We start from the raw sequence: 12,650 nt of genomic DNA, 5'->3' as shown, positions 1-12,650 counted from the left end.
GTTAGTCGATGATGTGGTAGCCGCCGTCGACATAAAGCACCTGGCCCGTGATCAGGCGGGCGGCGTCATGCGCAAGGAAGGCGGTGGCCGCGCCGACGTCGTCGATGTCAATCAGCTCGCGGCTCGGCGATTTGACCTTGGTCTTTTCGAGCAGCGCGTCAAATTCCGGAATGCCGGAAGCGGCGCGCGTCGCCAGCGCGCCAGGCGAAATGGCGTGCACGCGGATCCCCTTCGGGCCGAGTTCGGAGGCGAGGTATCGGACGGCACTTTCGAGTGCGGCCTTGGCGACACCCATGATGTTGTAGTTTTCCACCACCACCTGTGAGCCATGATAGGTCATGGTGAAGAGCGTGCCGCCGTTCTTCATCAGCGGCTCGGCGAGATGCGCCATGCGGATGAAGGACCAGCAGGAAATGTCCATAGTCTTCAGGAAGCCCTCGCGCGGGACATCGACGACGCGGCCGCCGAGCGTATCCTTCGGCGAAAAGGCGATCGAATGGACGACAAAGTCGAGTTCACCCCAGGTCTTCTCGATCTCCTCGAACACCGCTTCCATTTGCCCTGGCACGGCCACGTCGAGCGGCAGGAAGATCGGCGCTTCGATTTCACGCGCCAGGGGTTCGACGTGAGGTTTCGCCTTGTCGTTCAGATAGGTGACCGCCACCTCCGCCCCGAAGGCGCGGAAGGCACGGGCGCAGCCCCAGGCGATCGATCGATCATTGGCAATGCCGACGATCAGGCCCTTGCGGCCGTCCAGAAGTTTGGCCTTTGCGACAGGAATGGACATCAATTGTCTCCGATGGATCAGGCTGCGCGGGTTTTAAGCAGTGCAAGCGTGTGGCGGGCGATCATCAGTTCCTCGTCGGTCGGGATGACGTAAAGCGCAACGCGGCTCGAAGGCGTCGAAATCAGCGTCGCGCCGGCCTCGTTGGCGGCTGGGTCGAGTTCGGCCCCGAGCCAGGCGATGTTCTCGGCGATGCGGGCGCGGATCTGTGCGGAGTTCTCCCCGACGCCCGCCGTGAAAACCAAGGCGTCGATGCCACGGAGCGCGGCTGCAAGCATCCCGACATTGAGCCCTGCGCGATAGACGAAGTGGTCGATCGCGAGCTTGGCATGGGCGTCTGCGCTTGCGAGCAGGTCGCGCATGTCATTCGAGACGCCAGAGAGCCCCTTGAGGCCGGCCTCGTGATAGAGCAGGTCAGAAACGGCCTGAGCGCTCATGCCGCGTTGCAGGATCAGATAGAGCACGACGCCCGGATCGAGCTGACCGGGCCGCGTTCCCATCGGCAGGCCGTCGAGCGCGGTGAAGCCCATGGTGCTCTCGATGCTGTGACCATCGCGCAAGGCGCACATAGAGGCGCCGCTGCCGAGATGGGCGACGATGACGCGACCACCTGCGACCGCAGGCGCCACATCCCGCAGACGCTCTGAAATGTACTCATAGGAAAGGCCGTGGAAGCCGTAGCGCCGCACACCGTCCTCATAGAAGCTGCGCGGCATGGCGTAGCAGTTCACCTCTTCCGGGTGGCCATGATGGAAGGCGGTATCGAAACAGGCGACCTGCGGTACATCCGGATTGATCGCCATCGCCTGACGGATCGGAGCAAGATTGTTGGGCTGGTGCAGCGGTGCCAGATCCTGGTAGCTCGCGAGGCGATCAAGGACGGTCGCATCGATCAGCACCGGCGCCGCATAATCGGGGCCACCATGTACTACGCGATGGCCGACCGCCCGTAAGGTGAAGCCTTCGAGCGTCATCAACCAGTCGCGTGCCGCCGCGATCGCCGCCGGCAGATCGCCAACGACGTCGGCATCATAGCTCTTGTCGATCAGAATGGTGCCGTCGGCCGCTTTCGCCTGCAGGCGGGGACGCGTGCCGATGCCACCGATCTGGCCCTTGATCTGGCGTTCGAGCCCTTGATCCGTGATCCCGAAAACCTGGAACTTCAAGCTCGATGAGCCGGCGTTGACGACGAGAAGCGCATCCATGGTCATACCGCCGCAACTTGCGAGGTCCGCCGGCGCGCCGCATAGAGCGCGGCGACCGCGCAGGAGGCGAGGCGCGTGCGCACGGAGTCCGCCCGCGACGTCAGCACGATGGGCACGCGCGCTCCAAGCACGATGCCGGCAGCGTCGGCATGGGACAGGAACGTCAGGTTCTTGGCGAGCATGTTGCCCGCCTCAAGGTCCGGCACCACCAGAATCTGGGCGCGGCCGGCCACGGGCGACGTGATGCCCTTGATCCTTGCTGCCTCCGGGTCGATCGCGTTGTCGAAGGCAAGCGGACCATCGAGCAGGCCGCCGGTGATCTGGCCGCGTTCGGCCATCTTGCAGAGTGCTGCCGCCTCGATCGTTGACGGGATCTTCGTCGTTACCGTTTCGACCGCAGAAAGAATGGCGACGCGCGGCTCGCCGAGGCCGATCGTCACCCAGAGATCGATGGCATTCTGCACGATGTCGCGCTTGGCTTCGAGGTCGGGAAAGATGTTGATGGCGGCGTCCGTGATGAAGAGCGTCTCTGAATGCCCCGGTACGTCCATGATGAAGACGTGGCTGATCCTTCGATCGGTCCTGAGCCCGGTCGCCGACGCCGCGACCTCCTTCATCAGTTCGTCGGTATGCAGGCTGCCTTTCATCAGCAACTCGCCACGACCCTCGCGGATCATCGCCACCGCTTTCGCTGCGGCCGCATGGCTATGCGGCGCGTCGACGATCTCGCACCGACCGAGGTCGAGGCCATGTTCGGCGGCCACGCTGCGGATCTTTGCCTCTGGCCCGACGAGAACGGGCGCGATCAGCCCCATTTGCGCGGCCTCCAACGCACCGCGCAGAGAGGTCTCGTCGCAGGGATGCGCGACAATGGTGACCGCCGGCGTTTCGTCTCGCGCGGTGGCAATCAGGAGATCGTATTTGGACTGCTCAATCGGCAGTTCGGTTACCTCGGACACGTCGATACTCCCTCATCAGGTAGCGGTGCGATTGCGAATGATCTTGCCCGCCGCGATCGGAACCGGCGGCTCGCGGTCCAGGCGGAAGAGCGCGGCAACCTGCTGCAACCGCTCGGCAGCCACGCCCGTCACGGCTCCGGATGCCTCCAGTACCTCACGAAGGGCCGTAAAGGCACTGCGACGCTCCTCGACCGCCTCCGGTAGCAGCTTCGGAAGAGCGGCGAGCGCCGCCGCCTCGTCGATCAGCAGCATGAAATACTGCTCCCGCATAACGGTCTTGAAGTCGGCCAGGCTCAGTTGCTTTGCTTCCGGATGGGAAAGCCGGAGCCGGCGCACAGCCTCGAACCCGCGTTCGTCCGCGCCTCCGCGCGCCATGCCGACGAAGGTCAGGGCTCTGGCAAGACCTTCACAGGTTCCGCCCACGGCCATTCTGGCCTTGAGTTCGGCGATCCGCGCCTTGACGAGTTCGCGGTGCAAGAGGCTCTTCTCCGCTTTGCGCGGCGGCTGGTCTGAGTTCGTGTCGATGCCGAGTGCCGCTTGCAGGGTCGGAGCGCCGTAGATGGCGTGGAAGCTTTGCTCCGAAAGATATTCAGCCGTCCGTCGCCAGGTCTCTAACCCGTCCACGATCTGCTGCGACAGCGCCTCCTGCCAGGCGATGAACGGGTTGCCGGCGGCAGCAGGTTCGCGGTTTTCACGGACATAGTCCGCCAGCGCCGACGTCCAGGCCATGAAGGGGTTGTCGGGCCCGAAAAGCGCGTATTGCAGACGCAGCGGGTGCATGTTGCGCATCGCCTCCGCCACGGGCGGCGTTGCCGCTGCCTTGACCATTGGCTGCAGATAGGTGCGATAGAGCGCCAGATTGATCTCCGAAAGCTTCGCCGCGGTGGCAAAACGCCTGTCATCCTCGATGTCGTTGCCGCCATGCGCGCGGATGTCCTCGAGGGTGCGCGGCTCGCAGCGCATCAGCCATTCTCCGGAGACGAGCGCCCTGCCCTCGGCCGCCTCGCTCGCCGGCGTCAGCACCGCCTCGTAAAGCCCAGGCGGCAGCACGTCGATCAACTCGATATTGGAGGCGAATTCGTCATGTTCCTTCCGCGCGACGCCGGCGGAGACGAAAATGCCGAGATGTCCCACGGTCTCGTGGACGGTGTAGACGATCGTCTGGCCGTAGGCCCGGATTTCGTCGACGCTGTCATAGAGGTCGAGGATCCAGTCGAGCGCCTGCTGCGGCGGGGTGATGTTATCGCCCTTGGAGCAGAAGACCACGATCGGCGAGCGGATGTTGCGAAGGTCGATCGCCGTGCCGTCCGATGTTCGGATTTCGCCCGCGGCAAGCTTGTTGCCCACGAAGAGTTCGTCGACGATGAACTGCATCTCCTCGGCATTGAGCGTGACGTGGCCACCCCACCAGCGTTCGAACCCGAGGTAGCGCGCGGCTTCCGTGTCGATCTTCGAATAGAGATTGTATTGCTTGGTCCAGAGGGTGTTGGCCGGATTCTGGTTCTCGAAATTCTGTACCAGCCAGGCACCGTCGAATATGCCGCCGCCGAGGTCGCCGGTCAGCGCCGTCAGCCAGCTGCCACCGAGAAGCCCGCCGGAATAGCGCATCGGGTTCTGCCCGTGCACGCCTGCCCAATAGGACAGCGGCGCGCCGGCAATGATGATCGGGCCGAAGAGTTCGGGACGCAGCGCGGCGACGATCGTGACCGCCCAACCCGCCTGGCAGTTTCCGATCACACAGGGCTTTCCGTCCGCTTCCGGATGGCGGGCGATGACGGTTTCGAGAAAGCCGGCTTCGGCCAGTGCGATGTCCTCGATCGTTTGTCCAGGAACCGGATCCGGCAAGAAGCCGATGAAGTAGCAGGGATGGCCCGCTTTCAGCGCGACACCGATTTCACTGTCGGCCTTGAAGCCGCCAATGCCGGGGCCGTGGCCGGCCCGGGGGTCGACGACGACGAAGGGACGCTTGGTCGGATCGACCGTGACGCCCTCGGGCGGAACGATGCTGACCAGCGCATAGTTCACCGGCCGGGCGAGCGTGCGCCCATCGGTAACAAGCTGGGCCTCGAACTCCAGCACGTTCGGCGCGGTCTGCGTGCGATGTTCCTCGTATTGCGCGCCGCGCTGACGCATGACATCGAGAAAAAGGATCGAACGTTGCCAGGCATCGAGCGAAAAGGAATAGGCATCTGCGAAAGTCGGGATTGTCGGGCTCGTGGAATGCTTGGGCATGATGTCCACTCCTCGGTGCGATTGAAGGTCAGCCCCGTCGCCAAGGCCAATAGAGCAACGCAATTTGTCGCGCATTGACCTTAGTCAAATCGACTGGCGGCAGAACGCGATATGAACTCGGCATGGTGACCCAGGACCATCTGTCCGGGTCGCAGGAACATAACAGCGGAGTGTTACGGCGACTTGTCGCCCTTTGCGAATTCCTCGCCTTCGACCCCGTTGAAGAAGCATCGTTTCGCTGGTGTTGAGTGATCTTTCGCAGTGCAGCATTGTCCAGAAATGGGGAGTGCGCAAGTCGGGCCTTGAAATTCAGGACACAGCTTGCCAATTGGGGCGAAACCCAAAGGAGTTGCCAGGCAATGAGCGAAACCGAAATGTCCGTAGAGAAACATGTCTTCGAAGCCGATGTGGCGCGACTGCTCCATTTGATGGTGCATTCGGTCTATTCCGACAAGAACGTCTTCCTCCGCGAACTGATTTCGAACGCGGCGGATGCCTGCGAGAAGCTGCGTTATGAGGCGATCGTCTCGCCGGAGCTTCTGGCCGGCGACCCGACACCCCGCATCACCCTGACGCTGGACGAGGAAAATAACCGGCTCATCGTCGAGGACAACGGCATCGGCATGGGTCGCGACGAGCTTGTCGAAGCGCTCGGCACCATCGCCCGCTCGGGCACACGCGCCTTCATGGAGCGCATTGAAGCCGCCCAGGGCAAGGAGGGCGCGCAGCTCATCGGCCAGTTCGGCGTCGGCTTCTATTCCGCCTTCATGGTCGCCGACAAGGTCGATGTGGTCTCGCGCCGCGCCGGCTCGGAGCACGCCTTCCTGTGGTCGTCCGACGGCAAGGGCAGCTACACCGTTTCCGCAGCCGAACTTGCGGACGCCCCGGCGCGCGGCACACGCATCACGCTGCACCTGATGGAAGACGCCAAGACCTACACGTCGCGCTGGACCGTCGAGCGCATCGTCAAGGACCAATCCGGCCACGTGCCGGTGCCTATCTCGATTCTCGAAAAGCCCGATGCCGAGCCTGTCCAGGTCGGGGACGGCACCGCGCTCTGGACCAAGCAGAAGAGCGAGATCAGCAAGGAAGACTACGCCGATTTCTACCGCGGCGTCGCCGGCCAATATGACGACCCAGCGCTGACCGTGCATTTCCGCGCCGAAGGCCGCCATGAATATACGGCCCTTGCCTTCGTGCCCGGCTCCAAGCCATTCGATCTGTTCGACCCGGACCGCAAGGGCCGGATGAAGCTCTACGTCAAGCGCGTCTTCATCACCGACGAAGCGGAATTGCTGCCGCGTTACCTGCGTTTCGTGCGCGGCCTCGTCGACACGTCGGACCTGCCGCTCAACGTTTCGCGCGAGATGATCCAGGAAAGCCCGCTGCTCGCCAGCATCCGCAAGGGCGTCACCAATCGCGTGCTGACGGCGATCGAGAAGCTTGCGGAAAACGAGACAGAGACCTTCGACAAGCTCTGGGAAAACTTCGGCAGCGTGCTGAAGGAAGGCATCTATGAGGATTACGAGCGCCGCGAGCAGCTGGTGGCGCTGTCGCGCTTCCGCACCACTACTTCGGATGCGAGCCAGCGCAGCCTTACCGATTACGTCAAGGACATGAAGGACGGCCAGTCGGCGATCTATTACTTGACCGGTGACAACCTTGCCCAGCTCAAGGCCTCACCACAGCTCGAAGGTTTTCGCGCCCGCGGGATCGAGGTGTTGCTGTTGACCGATCCGGTCGATAGCTTCTGGGTCACATCCGCGCCCGATTTCGACGGAAAACCGTGGAAGTCGATCACGCAGGGTGCGGCCGATCTCAGCGCCATCGCCAAGGCCGAGGGGGCCAAGGAAGAAGCGCCGCAGGCCAGCCAGCTGGTCATCGACTTCGTCGCGTTCGCCAAGGAGACGCTCGGTGCGTCCGTCTCGGACGTGCGCACCTCCGACCGCCTGACGGAAAGCGCCGTTTGCCTGGTGGCACCCGAACACGGCCCCGACCGCCAGCTCGAAAAGATGCTGCAAGGTGCTGGCCGTCTCGACGACGCCCCCAAGCCGATCCTTGAGATCAACCCGAGCCACGCTCTGATCACCGCCATGGCCGCGAGCCCCGCCGGCGATACGGCGTTCCGCACGGACGCCGTCCAACTCCTGCTCGACCAGGCGCGCGTGCTCGATGGCGACAAGCCGCAGGACCCGCGCGGCTTCGCCGAACGGCTGTCGCGCGTCTTTGATCGCGCCCTCAAGGCTTAACAAAGAAGCCCTGGAAATCTCTCCGATTTCCAGGGCTTTCGCTATTTTCTTCAGGTCACGCCTAAACGAGACACTCAGCGTCTCACGTCGCGTTAATCGCTCTTCGACGCGTCCATCCCGATTTCGGCCAACACCTCGGCCGTATGCTCTCCAAGTCGCGGCACGCCACGCTCGAGCGCAAGCTCGGCGGCCGAAAACCGGATCGGCGTCCGGACCCCGGGCGACGTACCGGCAGCGGCCCCCGAATGCGGCGTATCCACACGCATTTGCCGATGCTCGATCTGCGGATCGGCAAAGACGTCGGCAACGGTGTTGATCGGTCCGCCGGGCACGCCTGCATCTTCCAGCAACTTCAACAGCGTATCGCGCTCGATCTTCGCGGTTTCGGCGGCGAGTTCCGGCGTCAACGTGTCCCGGTTCTGCACGCGAAGCGCGTTGGTCAGATAACGCTCGTCGGTCGCAAGATCCGAACGCCCGAGCAGGGTGCAGAACTTCACGAACTGCCGGTCGTTACCAACAGCGACGATCAGGTGACCGTCCGAGGTCGGGAAGACCTGATAGGGCGCGATGTTCGGGTGCGCATTGCCGAGCCGGCGCGGCGCCTTGCCCGAGACGAGGAAGTTGAGCGCCTGGTTGGCAAGCACGCCCGTCATGCAGTCGAGCAGCGCCATGTCGATCTGCTGCCCCTCGCCGGTGCGCTCGCGCTGGGCAAGTGCTGCCTGCACGGCAATCACGCCGTAAAGACCGGTGAAGATATCGGCGAAGGCGACGCCGATTTTCTGTGGCTCGCGATCGGGCTCACCGGTCAGGTCCATGATGCCGCTCATGCCCTGGACGATGTAGTCGTAGCCGGCGCGGTGCGCATAGGGACCATCCTGGCCAAAGCCAGTGACCGAGCAGTAGATCAGCCGCGGATTGATCTTCTTCAGACTCTCGTAGTCGAGCCCGTATTTCGTAAGCCCGCCAACCTTGAAGTTCTCAAGCAGCACGTCCGACTGGGCGGCAAGGCGGCGCACGGCCTCCTGCCCCTCCTCGGTCGTGAAGTCGAGCACCACCGAGCGCTTGCCGCGGTTGCAGGCGTGGAAATAGGCGGCATCGAGCTTCTCGCCTTCCTCGCCCGCAACGAAGGGCGGGCCCCAGGTGCGGGTGTCGTCGCCGGCCGGGCTTTCCACCTTGATGACGTCGGCACCGAGATCGGCCAGCGTCTGGCCGATCCATGGGCCCGCCAGAATGCGGGCCAATTCCAGGACACGAATGCCCTTCAGCGGCGTTTCCATGACGGCACCGCTCAGAAGAAGGCCTGAAGGCCGGTCTGGGCGCGACCGAGGATCAGCGCATGGACGTCATGCGTGCCCTCGTAGGTGTTGACGGTCTCGAGGTTCACCATGTGGCGCATGACCTGGTATTCCTCCGAGATGCCGTTGCCGCCGTGCATGTCGCGGGCCATGCGGGCGATGTCGAGCGCCTTGCCGCAATTGTTGCGCTTGACGATCGAGATCATTTCCGGGGCCATGCGGCCTTCGTCCATCAGGCGGCCGACGCGCAGCGACCCCTGCAGGCCGAGCGTGATCTCCGTCTGCATATCGGCAAGCTTCTTCTGGAAGAGCTGCGTCTGCGCCAGCGGCCGGTTGAACTGCTTGCGATCGAGACCGTACTGACGCGCCGCATGCCAGCAGAACTCGGCAGCGCCGAGCGCACCCCAGGAGATACCGTAGCGGGCACGGTTGAGGCAGCCGAACGGGCCCTTGAGACCCTCGACGTTCGGCAGCAGCGCTTCTTCGCCGACCTCGACACTGTCCATGACGATTTCGCCGGTGATCGACGCCCGCAGCGACAGCTTGCCGGCGATCTTCGGGGCGGACAGACCCTTCATGCCCTTTTCGAGCACGAAACCGCGGATGGCGCCTCCGTGCGCTTCCGACTTTGCCCAGACAACGAAGACATCGGCGATCGGTGCGTTAGAGATCCACATCTTCGAGCCGACGAGGCGGTAGCCGCTCTCGGTCTTGATCGCGCGCGTCTTCATGCCGGCCGGGTCAGAACCGGCGTCCGGCTCGGTCAGGCCGAAGCAGCCGATCCACTCGCCGCTGATGAGCTTCGGCAGGTACTTCTGCTTCTGCTCCTCAGAACCATAGGCATAGATCGGATAGATCACCAGCGACGACTGCACGCTCATCATCGAGCGGTAGCCCGAATCGACGCGCTCGACTTCGCGAGCAACGAGGCCGTAGGCGACGTAGGAAGCGCCGACGCCGCCATAGGTTTCGGAAACGGTGACGCCGAGCAGACCGAGCTCGCCCATCTCGCGGAAGATCTCCGGATCGGTCGATTCTTCGCGGTAGGCGTCGATGACGCGCGGCTGCAGCCGGTCCTGCGCATAGGCCCGCGCGGTGTCGCGGATCATACGCTCGTCCTCGGTCAACTGATCGTCGAGGAGGAACGGATCATCCCATTGAAATTGCGTCTTGCCGGCCATGTTTCTCTCCCATCGGATTATTCGGCTCACGTTATCGCAAGGGGTGCATGCCGTTTCAAACGAAATTGAGGCACCGCCTCATGCGTCCGGGGAATGGCCCCTCGTGCGCCATCGAGCAGCCCATGTTGCAAATTCGCTGGAATATGACGACAAGAACGGACGTCCTTCGCTCCGCTTCCCTCAGAACAAAGGGCCAGTTCAACGCCAGAGATCAGAAGCAAGCCACGACCATGGCCAATGACCGCCTCGAACGCTTTGCCCACAATCTCGACTGGAATCTGCTGCGCACCTTCGTCGTGCTCGTCGAGGAAGGCAGCATCACGGCCGCCGCCAACCGGTTGCTCCTGCAACAGCCGGCCGTCAGCATGGCGTTGAAGCGGTTGGAGCAAACCGTCGGCCAGAAACTCATCGACCGGCGTCCCGGGCGTTTCAACCTGACCGACGCCGGTGCGCGCCTGCATGCGCAGTGCCGCGATATCTTCGCAGCCGTCATCCGCCTGCCGAATGTTCTTGAAACCGCCGGCGAGGAGATCACCGGCCATCTCAACATCCACTCGGTCAGCCACGCGCATAATCCCGCCTGGGACCGCAAGCTCGAAAGCTTCTTTCGCCTGCACCCCAAGGTCACGCTGTCGGTCACGGTCGCAACTACCGTGGATGTGTTGAGCGCCGTCGAGCGCAATGTTGCGACCATGGGCCTATGCGACGGCAACATTCCCGACTGGCTGAACAGGCGGTTTCACGTGCGCGAGCGCTATGCGCTCTATTGCGGCAGAAGCCATCCGCTTTTCGGGGTCGAAGGTGTCGACTTCAACGACCTCAGGGGCAATCCCTATATCGCTTTCATCGCCGACGTTTTGGGCGGCCAGCACATGAACTCGGTAACCGCCGTGCGCGCGATCGGGTCTTTTGGCCAGCAGGTCCGCGCCGTCTCCTGCAATGTCGAGGAGGTGATGCGGCTGATCGCCTCCAATGTCGGCATCGGCATGCTGCCGGATCACTTGGCATCGCCAGCCGTCGCGGCGGGCCAACTGTGGCAGCTGCCGCCCTATAGCGATCTGCCCAGCACCGATGTCTTCCGCATCTCCAATCCGAATGCGATCCTCAATCCGGCAGAGGCCGCATTTCTTGCCCATGTGGCCGATACGGAGCCGCTGGACCACTGCCTCGACGATCGGGCCGACCATCATCAGGATTGATAGCCACCTTTCCAGTTATAAATTTGAACACAGATGACGCCTTGCCTATGGTCCGGCCGACAACCAACGGAGGCGGGACATGCAAGACTACGACGTGGCGATCATTGGCGCTGGAATCGCCGGCCTGTCGCTTGCCTATTTCCTGGCACCGCATCGCTCCGTCGTGGTGATCGAGCGGGAAGAAGGGCTCGGCTATCACAGCACCGGCCGCTCGGCGGCAGAGTTCGTGCTGCGCTATAACGCGCCGGAGGTCTGTGCGCTGGCGGCGATATCCAAGGGCTTTTTCGATAATCCACCTGAGGGCTTCTCCGAAGTGGCGCTGCTCAAGCAGCGCGGTGGCGTCATGATCGCCAATGCCGAGAAAGTTGCCCGGTTCGAAGAGGTGTTTGCCGCGGAGAGCCGTGCCAACGCCGAAATTGAACGGCTGACCGTCGACGAGGCGATCGCGCGTGTGCCGATCCTGCGCCGCGACTATGTGGCTGCGGCCTATTACGATCCGCAATTCTGGGACATCGAAGTCGAGAACCTGCTGCAGGGTTACGTCCGGGGCGCGCGTCGCCATGGCGCGGTAATTATCGAGCGCTCGGACGTGCTGGCGCCGCGCCGGAACGGCGACCGCTGGGTGCTGGCGACGAGTGCCGGCGAAGTCAGTGCAAAGACGATCGTCAATGCTGCCGGCGGCTGGGCCGATCCCGTCGCACAATCGTTCGGCGTCGCCCCCATCGGCATCGTGCCGCATCGCCGCACCGCAATCACCGTCGACCTGCCCGAAGGCATCGACGCGCTGACGCTGCCCGAAATCAACGAGATCGATGAAGACTTCTACATGAAGCCCGAAGGCGGGCGGCTGCTTTCCTCGCCCGCCGACGCAACGCCGTGCGAGCCGGCCGACGTCCAGCCGGAGGAGATCGACGTCGCCTGGGCTGCGCACTACGTCGAGGAGGCAACGACCGTGCCGGTGCGCCGCATCTTCAAGAGCTGGGCCGGCATGCGCAGCTTCTCGCCGGACAAGCTTCCGGTGATCGGCTTTGCCCGCGAGCGACCGGATTTCTTCTGGCTCGCCGGCCAGGGCGGCTACGGCATCCTCACCTCACCGGCGCTCGGCGCATTCGCCGCAAGCCTCCTCGTCGGTGCACCAGCGCCCGAGGCCTTCGAAGCGATCGGCCTCGATGCCGCAAAGTTCAGCCCGGCTCGATTGGAACGCTAGCCCGAGCAGAGTTGGCCGCAGGCGAGGGAGGCCACGCCCAGCACGATACTGCGGCGCGCGACGGGGTCGAAATACGACTGTGACGAGGTCTTCGGCAACGCCGCGATCGATGAAGGCCTGCGCGCGCTCAGCCGAAGATACCCGGGCGCGAAGTTGCCCGCTCGCTCGCGCGCGGCCCCGTCTGGAGGGCCCGCGACGCAGCAGCCCGCGGCGAGATCAAGCGCGGTTCTCGGATTGCCAGGCAGGCCTGTCGCTAGGCAGCGGCGGCCTGGGGCTGATCCGCTGAACACGCGCCCCACTCCGGCGGCACGCTCGGTGACGCCGTCCGCACGACGAGGC

9 protein-coding genes are annotated in these 12,650 nt (G+C 63.7%); 3 read left to right on the top strand and 6 right to left on the bottom strand.

Features of this window, described 5'->3' with window-relative positions:
* Position 1 precedes the first annotated feature (1 nt).
* The 4 genes from fabI to IB262_RS22700 are packed head-to-tail and all read right to left on the bottom strand — an operon-like array spanning position 2 to position 5,180.
* A complete protein-coding gene (fabI, locus tag IB262_RS22715) occupies positions 2–787 on the bottom strand; it encodes an enoyl-ACP reductase FabI (RefSeq protein ID WP_034799607.1) in 786 nt (261 codons plus the stop codon).
* Between the two features lie 17 nt (positions 788–804).
* Entirely contained in the window at positions 805–1,989 is a 1,185-nt protein-coding gene (locus IB262_RS22710) for an acetate/propionate family kinase (protein WP_034799605.1), read from the bottom strand.
* A 2-nt stretch (positions 1,990–1,991) separates the two neighbouring features.
* Entirely contained in the window at positions 1,992–2,948 is a 957-nt protein-coding gene (locus IB262_RS22705; protein WP_060586225.1) for a phosphate acetyltransferase, read from the bottom strand.
* A 15-nt stretch (positions 2,949–2,963) separates the two neighbouring features.
* Positions 2,964–5,180, bottom strand: coding sequence for a DUF3141 domain-containing protein (locus IB262_RS22700; RefSeq protein ID WP_192493800.1), 2,217 nt, complete (start codon positions 5,178–5,180; stop codon positions 2,964–2,966).
* A gap of 359 nt (positions 5,181–5,539) precedes the next feature.
* Between IB262_RS22700 and htpG the strand changes: the two genes are divergently transcribed.
* Positions 5,540–7,429, top strand: a complete 1,890-nt coding sequence (htpG, locus tag IB262_RS22695) for a molecular chaperone HtpG (protein ID WP_060586224.1) — start codon at positions 5,540–5,542, stop codon at positions 7,427–7,429.
* A gap of 92 nt (positions 7,430–7,521) precedes the next feature.
* Here htpG and IB262_RS22690 read toward each other — a convergent pair whose 3' ends face one another.
* The gene (locus IB262_RS22690) at positions 7,522–8,706 is read right to left on the bottom strand and encodes a CaiB/BaiF CoA-transferase family protein (protein ID WP_192372792.1); all 1,185 of its coding nucleotides are present in this window, start codon (positions 8,704–8,706) and stop codon (positions 7,522–7,524) included.
* Positions 8,707–8,717: 11 nt separating this feature from the next.
* A complete protein-coding gene (locus IB262_RS22685; RefSeq protein WP_060530318.1) occupies positions 8,718–9,905 on the bottom strand; it encodes an acyl-CoA dehydrogenase in 1,188 nt (395 codons plus the stop codon).
* Positions 9,906–10,135: 230 nt separating this feature from the next.
* Here IB262_RS22685 and IB262_RS22680 point away from each other — a divergent pair, with 230 nt between their 5' ends.
* The gene (locus IB262_RS22680) at positions 10,136–11,104 is read left to right on the top strand and encodes a LysR family transcriptional regulator (RefSeq protein WP_060530317.1); all 969 of its coding nucleotides are present in this window, start codon (positions 10,136–10,138) and stop codon (positions 11,102–11,104) included.
* Between the two features lie 79 nt (positions 11,105–11,183).
* On the top strand, positions 11,184–12,311 hold the full coding sequence (locus IB262_RS22675) for an FAD-binding oxidoreductase (protein WP_192493799.1): 1,128 nt from the start codon (positions 11,184–11,186) through the stop codon (positions 12,309–12,311).
* Positions 12,312–12,650: the final 339 nt, after the last annotated feature.

The sequence above is a fragment of the Ensifer sp. ENS02 genome (assembly GCF_014851885.1).
Classification (GTDB): Bacteria; Pseudomonadota; Alphaproteobacteria; order Rhizobiales; family Rhizobiaceae; genus Ensifer; species Ensifer adhaerens.
Note: the sequence above shows the minus strand (reverse complement) of the source record. Positions and strands in the feature narration are given on the sequence as shown.

What these genes read in the sequence shown, in the direction of transcription:
- fabI (WP_034799607.1), bottom strand. Translation starts at nt 787, where the DNA reads ATGTCCATTCCTGTCGCAAAGGCCAAACTTCTGGACGGCCGCAAGGGC.
- IB262_RS22710 (WP_034799605.1), bottom strand. Translation starts at nt 1,989, where the DNA reads ATGGATGCGCTTCTCGTCGTCAACGCCGGCTCATCGAGCTTGAAGTTC.
- IB262_RS22700 (WP_192493800.1), bottom strand. Translation starts at nt 5,180, where the DNA reads ATGCCCAAGCATTCCACGAGCCCGACAATCCCGACTTTCGCAGATGCC.
- htpG (WP_060586224.1), top strand. Translation starts at nt 5,540, where the DNA reads ATGAGCGAAACCGAAATGTCCGTAGAGAAACATGTCTTCGAAGCCGAT.
- IB262_RS22690 (WP_192372792.1), bottom strand. Translation starts at nt 8,706, where the DNA reads ATGGAAACGCCGCTGAAGGGCATTCGTGTCCTGGAATTGGCCCGCATT.
- IB262_RS22685 (WP_060530318.1), bottom strand. Translation starts at nt 9,905, where the DNA reads ATGGCCGGCAAGACGCAATTTCAATGGGATGATCCGTTCCTCCTCGAC.
- IB262_RS22680 (WP_060530317.1), top strand. Translation starts at nt 10,136, where the DNA reads ATGGCCAATGACCGCCTCGAACGCTTTGCCCACAATCTCGACTGGAAT.
- IB262_RS22675 (WP_192493799.1), top strand. Translation starts at nt 11,184, where the DNA reads ATGCAAGACTACGACGTGGCGATCATTGGCGCTGGAATCGCCGGCCTG.